Origin of the sequence: Streptomyces sp. cg40, from assembly GCF_050320165.1 — a bacterium.
GTDB lineage: Bacteria > Actinomycetota > Actinomycetes > Streptomycetales > Streptomycetaceae > Streptomyces > Streptomyces hokutonensis.
In genome coordinates this window covers 10,552,081-10,565,120 of the sequence record NZ_CP190128.1, presented here as the reverse complement: position 1 = coordinate 10,565,120, position 13,040 = coordinate 10,552,081, and the positions used below count along the sequence as shown (strand labels likewise).

10 protein-coding genes and 4 pseudogenes are annotated in these 13,040 nt (G+C 69.2%); 2 read left to right on the top strand and 12 right to left on the bottom strand.

The window, feature by feature from the left end:
* Positions 1-313: 313 nt before the first annotated feature.
* From ACQHII_RS47510 to ACQHII_RS47485, 6 genes and pseudogenes are all read right to left on the bottom strand, one after another.
* Positions 314-461: pseudogene (locus ACQHII_RS47510) on the bottom strand (IS5/IS1182 family transposase); the annotation flags it as partial.
* Positions 462-525: 64 nt separating this feature from the next.
* Positions 526-867, bottom strand: a pseudogene (locus ACQHII_RS47505) (pirin-like C-terminal cupin domain-containing protein); the annotation flags it as partial.
* Positions 868-876: 9 nt separating this feature from the next.
* On the bottom strand, positions 877-1,491 hold the full coding sequence (locus ACQHII_RS47500; RefSeq protein WP_427925157.1) for a hypothetical protein: 615 nt from the start codon (positions 1,489-1,491) through the stop codon (positions 877-879).
* Positions 1,478-2,020, bottom strand: coding sequence for a sigma-70 family RNA polymerase sigma factor (locus ACQHII_RS47495; protein ID WP_427925156.1), 543 nt, complete (start codon positions 2,018-2,020; stop codon positions 1,478-1,480). Before ACQHII_RS47495 ends, ACQHII_RS47500 begins: the two co-directional genes overlap by 14 nt.
* Positions 2,021-2,422 (bottom strand): hypothetical protein, encoded by a 402-nt coding sequence (locus tag ACQHII_RS47490; protein WP_427925155.1) that lies wholly within the window; start codon positions 2,420-2,422, stop codon positions 2,021-2,023.
* Positions 2,423-2,821: 399 nt separating this feature from the next.
* Positions 2,822-3,035 (bottom strand): annotated as a pseudogene (locus ACQHII_RS47485) (IS630 family transposase); the annotation flags it as partial.
* Positions 3,036-3,278: 243 nt separating this feature from the next.
* Between ACQHII_RS47485 and ACQHII_RS47480 the strand changes: the two are divergent.
* Positions 3,279-6,500, top strand: a complete 3,222-nt coding sequence (locus ACQHII_RS47480; RefSeq protein ID WP_427925154.1) for an alpha-L-rhamnosidase — start codon at positions 3,279-3,281, stop codon at positions 6,498-6,500.
* Positions 6,501-6,668: 168 nt separating this feature from the next.
* On the opposite strand, the pseudogene ACQHII_RS47475 reads toward ACQHII_RS47480, so the two are convergent.
* The 5 genes and pseudogenes from ACQHII_RS47475 to ACQHII_RS47455 form a co-directional block, all read right to left on the bottom strand.
* Positions 6,669-6,906, bottom strand: a pseudogene (locus ACQHII_RS47475) (RNA-guided endonuclease TnpB family protein); the annotation flags it as partial.
* A gap of 83 nt (positions 6,907-6,989) precedes the next feature.
* On the bottom strand, positions 6,990-7,928 hold the full coding sequence (locus tag ACQHII_RS47470) for a zinc-binding dehydrogenase (protein WP_427925153.1): 939 nt from the start codon (positions 7,926-7,928) through the stop codon (positions 6,990-6,992).
* 268 nt (positions 7,929-8,196) lie between these two features.
* Positions 8,197-9,078 carry an SDR family NAD(P)-dependent oxidoreductase gene (locus ACQHII_RS47465; protein WP_427925152.1) on the bottom strand — a complete coding sequence of 294 codons (882 nt, stop codon included), beginning with the start codon at positions 9,076-9,078 and terminating at the stop codon, positions 8,197-8,199.
* Positions 9,079-9,168: 90 nt separating this feature from the next.
* A complete protein-coding gene (locus tag ACQHII_RS47460; protein WP_427925151.1) occupies positions 9,169-9,915 on the bottom strand; it encodes a carboxymuconolactone decarboxylase family protein in 747 nt (248 codons plus the stop codon).
* A complete protein-coding gene (locus tag ACQHII_RS47455) occupies positions 9,912-11,651 on the bottom strand; it encodes a class I adenylate-forming enzyme family protein (protein WP_427925150.1) in 1,740 nt (579 codons plus the stop codon). The genes ACQHII_RS47460 and ACQHII_RS47455 overlap by 4 nt, the downstream gene beginning before the upstream one ends.
* Positions 11,652-11,775: 124 nt before the next feature.
* Between ACQHII_RS47455 and ACQHII_RS47450 the strand changes: the two genes are divergently transcribed.
* The gene (locus ACQHII_RS47450) at positions 11,776-12,471 is read left to right on the top strand and encodes a TetR/AcrR family transcriptional regulator (protein ID WP_427925149.1); all 696 of its coding nucleotides are present in this window, start codon (positions 11,776-11,778) and stop codon (positions 12,469-12,471) included.
* 10 nt (positions 12,472-12,481) lie between these two features.
* On the opposite strand, the gene ACQHII_RS47445 is transcribed toward ACQHII_RS47450, so the two are convergent.
* The gene (locus tag ACQHII_RS47445) at positions 12,482-12,988 is read right to left on the bottom strand and encodes a nuclear transport factor 2 family protein (protein ID WP_427925148.1); all 507 of its coding nucleotides are present in this window, start codon (positions 12,986-12,988) and stop codon (positions 12,482-12,484) included.
* Positions 12,989-13,040: the final 52 nt, after the last annotated feature.

Genomic DNA, 13,040 nt, shown 5'->3' with positions numbered 1-13,040 from the left:
ACCAGACGTTCGGGCCGCGGCTCGGTACATGGCGACGAAGGGTTCCCTCGGTCACGTCCGCGGGAGTGGTGTATCGACGGCCACTCGGTGATCTCTTCTTTGAGGCTTCGACACTTCGAAGATCAGCCGGTGGCCGTTCATCTATGCGGGCACCGTCCCGATGCCGGAGCAAACCCCCGCATCAGGTCGAACCCGTACACCACTTCCCTGGACGCAACCAGACCCGAACAAACACCGCGCTTGACCGGCCCCGCCCCTTCATGGATGACGTCATGCGGTTGGGGCAGCAGCGGGACCTGCGGAAGATCTGCTAGGACTTCAAGCGCGCGACGCCGCGTTCGACTGGCCCTCGTGCCGCGGCCAGGGCCCGGTTGAGGGTCGTCTCGGTAGGGTGAGTTCCTGCAGGGGCCTGCGTTGATGCCGGTGGTCAGCCACGGGCCGCCTCCCTGGTAGGCGCGATCGTCCGCATCTGCGAGCGCCAGGGCGCCCCGGTCAGGCTGCGGTCGAGCCGTTCGGTACAGGAGACTCGAACGGCTCGCCCCCCAGCAGCATCAGGCCCGCGTCCGACGCGGCGCGCAGCGGGAGTTCGGTGCGGCCGCAGCCGAGGTAGAGCATCGAGCCGGGAAGGACCGGGACGCCGTCGACGTGGGCCTCGCCGGACATGGCGAGGACGGCATACTCGAAGTCGGGTTCCAGCGGGAGGCGTACGTCCGCGCCGGCCGCGAGGGCCAGGTCCGCGCCGACGATCGGGGTGTACGTCGTACCGGGTAACGCCGCGCCGTCGACGTCGCCGAGGACGATCGTGGCGCGCAGACCCGGCGCCGTGACGACCGGCAGTTCGGCGTAGTGCTCGAAGTGCGGCTCAGTAACGGAGTCCTACTGGTAGCGGCTGCGGACGACGATCGAGACGTTCTGGGTGAGTTGGTGGGACGGGGCTGCAGTCTGGCAACGGGCCCACAGTATGGGCTTGTTGACCGCGAGGGTGGTCGGGATCTTGACTCTGGCCTCGAAGGACCCGGTCGCGAGTGCTCTGACCGAGGACAGCTCGTATGTCCCGGCGGCCGTGGCGGTTGGGTGCGGTTGTCCCGGTGACGTTTTCTGTTCTTCCATGGAGAGGTTCAGCTTGGCGCCGCGGTCCCAGCGGATCCCGACGGTCACCGGCTTCCCGGGGGCGCAGTCCGTACCGGTCAGCGTGATCGTGCCGCCCGGCACGGTCTCGGACGGCGAGGCGAGCAGAGGTGTGGCGGGGCCGGTCACCGTGGGCTGGGGGGTGTGGGGCGCCGTCGGACCGGGTGTGCTGGTTCCGGAACGTTCCCGGGCGGCCAGGGGGAAGGCTGCAAGCACCGCGGCGGCCACGGCTGTGACCATCGCGACCTCGCGGAATGTGCGGCGGCGCCGGGCCCTGCGCCGTAGGTCCGCGAGGGGCGGCTGCCTGGCAGCCCGCGTGCCCTCCTCGACGAGTCGGCGAAGTCCGTGCTCAGGGTCGGCCATGGTGGGACAGAGCTCCTTCCGGATCGGCGGCGAAACGGCGGGCCAGGTTCGCGCGGGCTCGGGCGAGTCTGCCGCGCACGGTGCTCACCGGCAGGCCCAGTTGCTCGGCGACCTGCTCGATCGGCAGATCCAGTACGTCGTGCAGCAACAGCACCGGGCGCTGGTTCATCGGAACATGGCGCAGCATCTCGGCGACCTCGAGGGTCTGCGGCGTGAGGTGGGGCAGCGGGCGCTGGGCACCCAGGCGCAGCAGAGCCGCGGCACGCCGGCGCAACCGGCGGATCTCGCTGACCGCGAGGTTGATCGCCACCCGGCGCACCCACAGCTCGGGCACGTCGTAGGTCTGGATCCGGGGCCAGCGGTCCAGGGCCCGGATGAACGCCTCCTGTACGACGTCCTCGGCCTGTTCGAGACTGCCGGTGACCGAGAACAGCTGACCGACCAGCCGCGCGTACGCCGACTGGTAGAACTCCTCGAAGTCCCTCACACCGCCCTGCTGTCCTCCGTCACCGTCACTGTCATGCTCCACTCAGTTCACGTTCACCGGTGCCGCCTCCACGCGCTTCTCAGCGGGAGTCAGCGCCAGCCACGCCAGTTGCGCGGCGGTGGCCTTACCCTGCGCCTTCAACTGCCCGACCAACTTGTCGGCTTCGGCGACCTGGGCCCTGGTCGGGCGGCCGGTCGTCACCTTGATCTCCCACTGGATCTTCACGAGTTGCCGGTTGAGCTCGGACGCGGACGGCTGGCCCTTGATCTTTACGTCGGAGGCCGCCTTCGGGTTCGCGGCCTCCTTGACCACGGTCTGCGCGTGCTTGACGTTCTGCGCTGTGGTTCCGTGGTCGGACGAAGCGAGCGCCGTCGTGGCCAACGCGGCGCACAGGCCCGCGGCGGCGACGCCGACAGCGGCGAATCCCAACTTGCGGTGCTGCATGGTCCATCCTCACGTTCGTAGGGGAGAGAAGGTCCGAGGGCCTCACTCGCCGGGCGAGCCCGACCGCCGTTCCACCACCCCCACGCCCGGGCCCCCCACGCGGCGCACACTCCACGGGCCTTCGTTATCGACCCGTGACCGACCCGTCGCAGCTCAAGATCTGTCGACCGGGTTCGGTTTCATCCCTGCCGGGTGCGACGGCGCGGCGTGCGGGCACCGTGAATGCCGGACACTCGTGAGCGATGGGGTACGTGGGTGTTGCGCCGACAGGAGGTGCGCGGCGCATGGCGATTCCTTGGCGCGTCCCGCCCGGGCGGATCCCCACCTGATTGCGCGACCATGACCCGGGACTGGTGGCGACTCGCCGCGCCACGCGCACCGCGCTGATGCCCGCTCTGTTCGCCCTGTGCCCCTGTGCTTGCGGTGGCGGTGCGACCGGTAGACCAGCCGGGATGCCTCGCCCGGCCGGTAACAGCGCAGGGCGGCGATCGACCAGCGGCACCCGGACCGGACCGGCCCCGCACCCGCACCACAGGCGATACCCACGACGGCCCCGGGTACGGGCTCGTGGCACCGTCATCGAGAACCCTGCCTCGTCCCCGAAGGGGACAAAGCGGTCAATCCGCCGCCCTGCGTGTACCGCGTACCACCGGCCTACCGCAGGGATCAGCACCCGACAACAACCCGAAGAGATCAGTAACGCGGCATCCAGATCTGACACCCAGTACGCCGCATTCTCCAGGACGGCGAAGACCACCGCCCGCAGAACGATTGACCCCCGCCCCACTGAGCTCTACGTTACCCACGCCCCTCCGATTTGAATCGATTCAATTCATCGTACGAGTGAGGAGTCGTAGTGATCAGCAGGAGGAACATTCTCGCGGGCGCGGTCGTCACGGTCGCGGCGGCAACGGTCGACGGCGTACCGGCGACGGCCGCGCCGGCATCCGGACAGGCGCGGGCGGAGACCCGGCGCGACGGCCTGCGCGTCACGACGCCGACCGTGGAGTACGTCCAGAACCCGCTGGGCATCGATGTGCAACGCCCCCGGCTGAGCTGGCCGTTGGTCTCGGGCGGGATCGCTGTGCGCCAGAGCGCGTACCAGATCCGCGTTGCCACCACCGCGTCGGGCCTGTCCCGGCCGGACGTCTGGGACAGCGGGAAGGTCATGTCCGGCGAGTCCGTCCTCGTGTCGTACGGAGGTCCCGCAATCGAGCCCCGGACGCGCTACCACTTCTCCGTGCGCGTCTGGGACGGGGACGGGCAGGTCTCCGGCTGGAGCGCGCCCTCGTGGTGGGAGACCGGACTGATGGATGCCGGCCAGTGGAGCGCCGACTGGATCTCCGCACCGGCGGGCCTCGCGGACGCGCCGTCCTTCGAGGGCGGTTCCTGGATCTGGTTCCCCGAGGGCGATGCGACGAGCAGCGTTCCGGCGGCCACCCGTTGGTTCCGCGGTGGCGCCCAACTGCCCGCCGGGATCACGGCGGCGACGCTCGCCATCACCGCGGACAACGTGTACGCCGTCTCCGTGAACGGAGTCGAGGTGGGCCACACCGACCTCGACACGGACAACGAGGACTGGCGGCGCCCGGCGGTGATCAACGTGCTGGACCGCGTACGGACCGGTGACAACGTTATCGCCGTGTCTGCCACCAACGCGACGGAGGGCCCGGCCGGACTCGTCGCTGTCCTCGTGGTCGCCACGGCCTCCGGTGAGCGGAAGGTGTTCACCGACGCCTCCTGGAAGACCACGGACCAGGAACCGGCCGACGGCTGGCGGGAGTTGGGCTTCGACGACGCCGACTGGCGGGATGCCAGGGTGGCTGCCCCATGGGGCAGCGGACCGTGGGGACGGGTCGTCCCGGTGTCGTACGCCGTCACCCAGGTCCGGCGCGAATTCCGGCTCCCGCGCAGGAAGGTGTCACGGGCGCGCCTGTACACCACGGCGCTCGGCCTGTACGAAGCCCACCTCAACGGCAGCCGGGTGGGCCGAGACCACCTGGCTCCCGGGTGGACGGACTACAGAACGCGCGTCCAGTACCAGACGTACGACGTCACCACGCTTCTACGGCCCGGCGCCAACGCCATCGGGGTCTACCTGGCACCGGGCTGGTACGCCGGCAACGTCGGGATGTTCGGGCCCGGCCAGTACGGCCAACATCCGGCGCTCCTGGCCCAGTTGGACGTCGAGTACGCGGACGGCACAAGCGAGCGCATCACCTCGGCCACCGACTGGCGGGCCGCCCTGGGGCCGATCCTCGCCGCCGACCTGCTGAACGGTGAGACGTACGACGCACGCGAGGAGACCCCCGGCTGGACCTCCCCCGGCTTCGACGACACCGGCTGGCTCGGCGTACGCGGCCTGGGCGGCGTCGGCGACATCGGTCCCGGCCTGATCGTCGCGCAGGTGGACGGTCCGGTGCGGGTGGAACGGGAGCTGACACCGAAGGCGATCACCCAACCCAGGCCCGGCGTCTACGTGTTCGACCTGGGCCAGAACATGGTCGGCTCGGTGCGGCTGCGCGTGTCGGGCGACGCGGGGACGACCGTCCGGTTCAGACACGCCGAGGTACTCAACCCCGACGGCACCGTCTACACCGCGAACCTGAGGACCGCGGCGGCGACCGACACGTACACCCTCAAGGGCGGCGGGAGAGAGGAGATCTACGAACCTCGATTCACCTTCCACGGGTTCCGCTATGTCGAGGTGACCGGTTTCCCGGGCACTCCCACCGCCAAGGCCGTCACCGGGCGCGTCATGCATACCTCCGCCCCCTTCACCCTCGACTTCGAGACCGACGTACCGATGCTCAACCAGCTTCACCACAACATCACTTGGGGCCAGCGCGGCAACTTCCTCTCCGTTCCGACCGACACACCGGCGCGCGACGAGCGCCTCGGATGGACGGGCGACATCAACGTCTTCGCACCCACCGCCGCCTACACGATGGAGTCGGCCCGCTTCCTGTCCAAGTGGCTCGTCGACCTTCGGGACTCCCGGACCGCCGAGGGCGCGTTCACCGACGTGGCACCGATGGTCGGCACGGTCGGCAACGGCACGGCCGGCTGGGGCGACGCGGGGGTCACGGTCCCCTGGTCCCTCTACCAGGCATACGGTGACCGCCAAGTCCTGGACGACGCCTGGCCGTCCGTCCAGGCCTGGCTGGCGTACCTGGAGAAGAACAGCGACCGACTGCTGCGCCCGGCCCAGGGATACGGCGACTGGCTGAACGTCGGGGACGAGACACCCAAGGACGTCATCGCGACCGCGTACTTCGCACACAGCACCAACCTCGCGGCCCGGATGGCCGCGGAACTGGGCAAGGACGCCGCGCCCTACCTCGACCTCTTCGAACGGATACGGACGGCCTTCCAGCAGGCCTACGTCGCCTCCGACGGAAGGGTCAGGGGCGACACGCAGACGGCCTACGTCCTGGCGTTGTCGATGAACCTGCTGCCGGACGCGTCACGAAAGGCCGCGGCCGACCGTCTCGTCGCTCTGATCGAGGCCAGGGACTGGCACCTGTCGACCGGATTCCTCGGCACACCCCGCCTGCTGCCCGTCCTGACCGACACCGGCCACACCGACGTCGCCTACCGCCTGCTCCAGCAGCGCTCCTTCCCCAGCTGGGGTTACCAGATCGACCGGGGCTCCACCACGATGTGGGAACGCTGGGACTCCATCCGGCCCGACGGCAGCTTCCAGGACGCCGGCATGAACTCCTTCAACCACTACGCCTACGGCTCGGTGGGGGAATGGATGTACACGAACATCGCCGGCATCTCGGCGGGCCGGCCCGGTTACCGCGAGATCGTCATCCGCCCCCGCCCCGGCGGGGCCCTCACTTCCGCCCGCGCCGACTTCACGTCCGTCTACGGCCCGATCTCCACGCGGTGGCGCCTGCAGGCCGGCCGCTTCGCCCTGACCTGCGTGGTACCGCCCAACACCACCGCGGAGGTGTGGGTGCCCGCGACCGGTCCTGAGGCCGTCAGACACACTCACGGGACATACCTGCGCCAGGAGGACGGCGCCGCCGTCTACCAAGTCGGCTCCGGTACACACCAGTTCACCTCCTGACGGTCCTCCCGACGTCACCGAGGCGGACACAGCACCCATGTATCCGCCTCGGTGACGATCTCGCCAAGACGCTCCACTTGGCTTCCTCCCCCTCCTTGAGGAGGGGATTCCCACGGCTCGCGCCATAGGGGTTCCTGCTTCAACGCAGGCTGCCCGCCAAGTGTCAGGTTTCTGCGGGGACTTGAAGCGCCGGTACTTCGTGCGCTTGGCGAAGAAGTACCCGAACGCCGCCTGGAGGTGGCGCAGCGCCTGCTGGTGCGGGACGGAGAACACCTCGGCCAGGAAGGCGAGTTCCTCGGGCTTCTTCCACTCCGTCAGCGCGGCCGACGATTGGACGTAGGTAAACGCGGCTCTCCCCTCCGTACCGGGCCCGTCTGCGCTCTTCGAGCACCTTGTTGTAGACGAGCAAGTGCCGCCCGGTACACGGTGGACACCGGTCCGCCCTGACGGCGAACTGGCTTTCTCTGCCCTGCTCCAAACGAGCCGAGGTCAGCCGAACACGGCGACCAGTCGCCCGATGACCTCGCCGCGTTCGAGCCGGCCGATGCCGTCGCCGATCTCCTCGAACGTGATCGGGGTGATGCGCGAGGTGAGCCGGCGCTCGGCGACGAGGTCCAGCACCGCCGCGCAGTCCTCCTTCGTGCCGGCCTGCGAGCCGACGAGTTCGACCTCGTTGAGAGTGAGTGCTTGCAGGTCGATCTCGGCGCGGGCGCGGCCGAGGCCGACCTGGACGATGCGGCCGCCCCGGCGGACGGAGTGGATCGCGCCGTCGGTGGTCGTGCCGAAGCCGGCGAAGTCGATGACCACGTCGAGGTCCTCCCCGGCGAAGTCGGTGATGTCGCTCGCGACCTTGGCGGCGCCGAGCGAGCGTGCGAAGTCGTGCACGAGCGCGTTCTTCTCCGCGACGAACAGGCTCGCCCCGAGTGCCAGCGCGACCTGGGCGCCGAGCGAACCGAGCCCGCCGAGGCCGATGATCCCGACCCGGGTGCCGGCGGTGACCCTGCCCTGCACCGAGACCGCGTGGTAGGAGGTGAGGCCCGCGTCCGTGGCGGCTGCCGCCTGGTCGAACGGCACCCCGTCGGGCAGCGGTACGACGAGCCGTTCCAGGACCACGACCTCGTCCGCGAAACCGCCGTTCTTCGACGTGCCCGGCCCTTCGATGGCCGCGGGGATCACGACCCTCTGACCGACGGCGAACTGGGTGACGTCCGCTCCCACGGCGGCGACGACCCCCGCGATTTCATGGCCCAGGGTGATCGGCCGGAACGGCAGGAGCGACGTCAGCGTGCCGTCGAGGAACCCGACGTCGCTGTGGCAGAGCCCGGCAGCGCGGATGTGCACGACGAGCTCGTCCGCGGCCGGCGTGGGTGTGGGCACCTCGTTGAGGGTGAGGGGTGCTCCGACTTCGGTGAACTGCCATGCGCGCATCGTTGGCTCCTCGTGCGTACGTCTCCCGGCGGGTAACCGGTCTGCTGGGGTGGGCGGAGTGGCGTGTCATCAGCCACCACCGCATTAATGGCATTCCGTCCCGAAAGTGCTCTTACCTTGGATCGGACGATGACACCCGCCCCCTCCCGCCGAGGACGCTCCGCCGGAAGGCCGGTCGGGAATCCGCGGGCAGGCGGTGGCTGGGTGCGCGGTTCCCCGCGCCCCGTTTGCGGGGACGCGGTACCGCACCGGATTTCGACGATCCCGTTCAGGAGTCCTTGTGTTTGGCCGCCGCCGAGAACTCGGGATCGACGTCGGTGATCCCCATGGCCGCGAACGCCTGGCCGACCACCGCTCCCATGTCGCGGTTGGACACCGCGGTGATGCCGCCGTCGACCGCGATGTTCTGGCCCGTGACGAACTCCGAGCGGTCGCTGGCGAAGAACAGCGCCATGCCGGCCAGGTCCCGGGGCAGACCGGCGCGGCCGATCGGGTGCAGCCGCCCGAGCGGTTCCGCGAGTGCGTCGACGAACTTCCCGTACTGCGAGGGGTCCAGACCGGTGCCCTTGGCCATGATCGGGGTGAGGATCAGGCCGGGCAGGATCACGTTGGAGCGGATCCGGTACGGCGACAGTTCGTACGCCGCGGTGCGGGCCAGCTGGATCACTCCGGCCTTGGCGGAGTCGTACGAGGCCGAGGACAGCCCCGCCTGGATGCCCGCGATGCTGGACATGGACACGATGCTGCCGCCGGTGCCCTGTGCCTTCATCCGGCGCGCCGCGTACTTGTGGCCCAGGGCCACGGAGCGCAGGAGAAGGTCGACGGTGCGGGTGAACCCCGCGGCGTCCAGGTCGAGGAGTCCGGTCTGATCGCCGAGTGCCCCGGCGTTGTTCACCATGACGTCCAGCGCGCCGTACTCGCTCACCGCGTGTGCGACGAGTGCTTCCATGTCGGCCTCGACCGTGACGTCCGTGTGCTGGAAGACGACGTCGGTCCCGAACGTCTTCTGGAGTGTGTGCCCGGCGTCGTCGTCGATGTCCCCGACGACGACCCTGGCCCCCTCCTCCACGAAGAGCTCGACGATGCCCAGGCCGATGCCACTGACACCGCCCGTGACGACGGCTACCTTGTCGGCGAGTTCGTTTGCCATGTCCGTTCACCTCATTGTTTTCGATGACGAGCAGGCGCATTCGGCGGCGCCTGAGGGGCTGGTCGTTCGGCTCGGTACCGGTCGCGCGGGTCAGGGCCGGTCGTACGGGGCGGCGGGTACGCCGTGGTGCGGTGGTGCGGCGGCGGCGATGTCGAGCGCGTGCAGCACTGCCGTACGCCCGCAGCCGAGCCGGACGGCGTTGGCGAGGTGCAGCCGCAGGCCCGGCAGATAGCGATGAGCGGGAGTGGCGTCACTGGCCATCGAGATCAGCTCCTTGACCCGGCCGCGCAGCGCCCCCGTGCGCCAGGGGACCGCGCAGTAGTCGAAGAACGCCTCGTACGACTCGGGAGAGAGCCGCAGCAGCGCGTCGAGGAACCCGGGGACCTCGCGTTCGAAGTCCCGCCAGTACGGGTCGTCGCCCTGCCTCGTCCCACGCAGCGTCGCCCGGTCCGCGTCCAGCGGAACGTCGAGGCTGGTGTCGCCTCGTTCGCGCAGTACCTCGGCGAGCCGCCCGGACCCCTCCATCAGGGTGTGCACGCCGAGGCCGGAGACGACGACCAGGGTCTCGTGCACCTGGGCCGCCGTGGCACCGGCGTCCAGCGCGTGCCGGATCTCCCGTGTGATCCGGGGGCCGCCCAGGGAGCAGACCGACGCGTTGACGGCGAGTGTGATCAGCGCGGATGTCGGGGCGTCGAGGCCGTCGCCGTCGGCGACGCCCGCCAGCAGGGCGAGTGCTTCCGCGCGGACGTCGTCCACCGTGACCACGGGGTCGGGGGCCGTCCCGTCGGAGACACAGGTGCCGGTGCCGGCGGTGGGGGGTGAGGTCGGGTCGGTCATCGGGCGGTCGGCTCCTCTGAGCTGTGGGCAGGGCTGTGGGCCGAGGTTTCGGCTGGGCTGTTGGCTGGGCTTTCGGCTGAGCTGTCGGCCGTGTCCTCGCCGGAGCCGTCGGCGAGCATCGCGCGCAACGCCCGCTTGTTGATCTTCGTCGTGGACATCGGCCAGGCACCGGCGTCGACGAACCGCACGGCGCGCGGGATCTTGTAGCGGGCGATCCTCCCCCGGCAGAACGCGATGAGTTCAGCTTCGCCGAGCGTGTGTCCGGCCTTGACCTCGACGAAGGCGACGGGCACTTCGTCCAGGCGCGGATCGGGTGCGCCGACCACCTCGGCACAGGCGACGGCGGGATGGCGGGCGAGGAAGGACTCGATCTCGATCGCGGCCACGTTCTCGCCGCCGACCTTGAGCATGTCCTTGAGTCGGCCGTGGAAGGCGACCTGCCCCTCCGGCGTCCAGCGGTAGAGGTCACCGGTGTGCAGCCAGCCGTGGGCGTCGAGGCTCTCCGCGGTCTTCTCCGGATCCTTGTAGTAGCCCTCCATGACGCAGTAGCCGCGGACGAGGATCTCCCCGACGACGCCCGGGCCGACGTCCTCTCCGGTCTCGATGTCGACGATCCTCACCTCGACTCCGGGGCAGGGCACGCCCTGGGCGGTGGCGCGCACCTCGACCGGATCCGTGCGCCCGCTCATCGCGTAGATGCCGACCGTCTCGGTCATCCCGCAGGCTGCGACCAGCTCGCACTTGGGCAGGGCGTCCTGCACGCGCTCCAGCAGCACACTGGGGCCGATGAGAAACATGGAACGGAGCGAGGCGAGCCGGTCCGGATCGAAGGAGGGATGGTCGAGAAGCGGCTGGGTGAGGGCGGGGAACCAGGGGAAGGCGACCGTGGCCCGCTCCTGGGCCAGCAGGGAGAGCGCCCTGCCCGGCTCGAAGTGGGCGTCGGTCACGAAGGTGCCGCCGCTGCCGATCGAGCCGAGGAAGGGGGCGAGTGTGGCGATGTGGAACAGCGGGCCGGGCGACCAGGTGACGTCGTGCTCACCGGTGCCGAGCCGGAACCGGGCGCGCTCCACGGGCCCACGCGTCATCGCCTCGTGCGAGAGCATGCAGCCCTTCGGGTCGGCCGTCGTGCCCGAGGTGTAGAGGATCGTCGCGACGTCCCGGACCCGGACCCGCCGGCGCAGCTCGTCCACGGCTGCGGGATCGACCCGGTCGGCCAGCTCGTCGAACCGGTCCCGGCCGAGGAAGCCCGGCGCCGTACCGCTGAGCAGGACCGCGGCCCGCAGTGCGCCCGCCTCGGGCAGGGAGAGTCGCGTCGGGTCTGCCGCCGTACCGAGGCCGGGCAGCCCGGTGTGCAGGACCTCCGCGAAGTCGACGTACTGGTTCGGCCCGGATGTCGTGAGGACGGCCACCAGGTCGCCGTTGGCGATGATGTAGCCCAACTCCTCCGCCCGGTGGCGGGCGTTGAGCGGAACCACCACGCCGCCGATCAGGCTGATACCGAAGAACGCCTCGACGTACTCGACGCTGTTCGTCGCCAGCAGTCCGACGTGGTCACCGGGTGCCACGCCGAGCGCGATCAGGCTCCGCGCCACCTGGCGTGCCCGCCGGTGAAGTTCGTTGTAGGTGTAGCGCGCCTCGGGGAGGACCAGCGCGTCACGTTCGGGGTGCTCGTGGGCCGAACGCACCAGAAGATCACCGATGCTCGACACCTCGGCCCATTGCCCGTATTCCCTCATGCCGTCCCTCCGTCACCACCGGTCGCGGTCAATCCGGGTGCACATTCCACACAGGCGTGCTCAGCACTTCTCGAATCTCCACCGACCTGAAATACCGTCGGGTTCGACTGGTAGACTCTGCCGCATGGCAACTCGTGCGAATCGCCCTCCGGAAGCCTCGCGGAGCGGTCTCAGTCGGCGCAGGCAAAGCGCACAGGTGGAGGGCGGTGAAGCCTATTGGGCGAAGCGCAACGAATTGCTCCAGATCGCTGCCGACGTGTTCAAGGAAAAGGGTTTCGAGGCGGCGACTCTCAACGATATCGCCACCCGATTCGGCACGGACCGTGCCGCCATCTACTACTATTTCGCCAACAAGCAGGAGCTCTTCCAGGAAGTCTTCCAGGCCACCGCCAAGCGGGTCCTGGAAGACAACCTCGCCGAGGCCACGCGGATCTCCAAGCTGGACGCCGATGCCCATCAGAAACTCCGCCTCCTCATCGAATTGCAGATTCAGTCATATGTGGCGAACTATCCCTATGTGTTCGTCTACATTCAGGAAGACATGGGGAAGGTCGCCTTCCAGAACACCCCTTGGGCCAAAGAAATGGTGCGCAAGACCCGTCGCTTCGAAGGGATCGTCTCGGATGTCATCACCGGCGGAATCCGGGACGGCGAATTCCGGGACGACCTTTCGGTCCCGCTGGTCATGAAAGCATTGTTCGGAATGGTGAACTGGACCCACCGGTGGTTCAACCCGAGTGACCGCAAGTTCACCGCCGAGCAGACCATCGCAACGTTTTCGGCGATTCTCTTCGACGGCTTGCACCGCCCCTTGGCATAGGAGCGGCGCCCTAGCGTGGAAGGTCGGCCGGCGCGGGGTCCTGGCCCGGCCAGCGCGAGCGGAGTTCGCTGGTCAACGACGTCGCCACGTCGTCCCACGGGCCGACATGGACGGTGGCCATCTCGCGCCGCTTGATCTTCCAGCCCTCGGCGGTACGCACGTAGTCGTCGAGGTAGCGCACGGCGCCGTAGACCGTGGTGCCACCACGGGCCAGCTCCAGATGGGCGCCGATCACACCGCTCGCATGGCCGTCGTCGCCGAAGGTGAGCAGCGTGAAGTTCTGTGTGTGCACCGTGACACCCATGTTCTTGCGGTCGTCCCGGATGAACTCCACGATCGCCGCACGGCTCGAACCACCCGAGAACCCACCGCCGATGACGAACTCGGCGTCCTCGGCGAAGGCCGCACCGAGTGTGTCCATGTCGTCGTCGTCCGCGGCGACGAAGTAGCGGATGACGAGGTCCTCCAGCTCGGCACGGTCTTCGAGCCGGCGGATGCGCGCTTCCAGGTCAGACATCGAAACACCCTTTCTCAGCGTCAGCGAGCAGCTGGCGGGTCTTCATGTGGGC

Coding starts and splice junctions, on each gene's coding strand:
- ACQHII_RS47490 (WP_427925155.1), bottom strand. CDS start 2,422: ATGCAGCACCGCAAGTTGGGATTCGCCGCTGTCGGCGTCGCCGCCGCG.
- ACQHII_RS47465 (WP_427925152.1), bottom strand. CDS start 9,078: ATGGCAAACGAACTCGCCGACAAGGTAGCCGTCGTCACGGGCGGTGTC.
- ACQHII_RS47450 (WP_427925149.1), top strand. CDS start 11,776: ATGGCAACTCGTGCGAATCGCCCTCCGGAAGCCTCGCGGAGCGGTCTC.
- ACQHII_RS47445 (WP_427925148.1), bottom strand. CDS start 12,988: ATGTCTGACCTGGAAGCGCGCATCCGCCGGCTCGAAGACCGTGCCGAG.
- ACQHII_RS47460 (WP_427925151.1), bottom strand. CDS start 9,915: ATGACCGACCCGACCTCACCCCCCACCGCCGGCACCGGCACCTGTGTC.
- ACQHII_RS47470 (WP_427925153.1), bottom strand. CDS start 7,928: ATGCGCGCATGGCAGTTCACCGAAGTCGGAGCACCCCTCACCCTCAAC.
- ACQHII_RS47455 (WP_427925150.1), bottom strand. CDS start 11,651: ATGAGGGAATACGGGCAATGGGCCGAGGTGTCGAGCATCGGTGATCTT.
- ACQHII_RS47500 (WP_427925157.1), bottom strand. CDS start 1,491: ATGGCCGACCCTGAGCACGGACTTCGCCGACTCGTCGAGGAGGGCACG.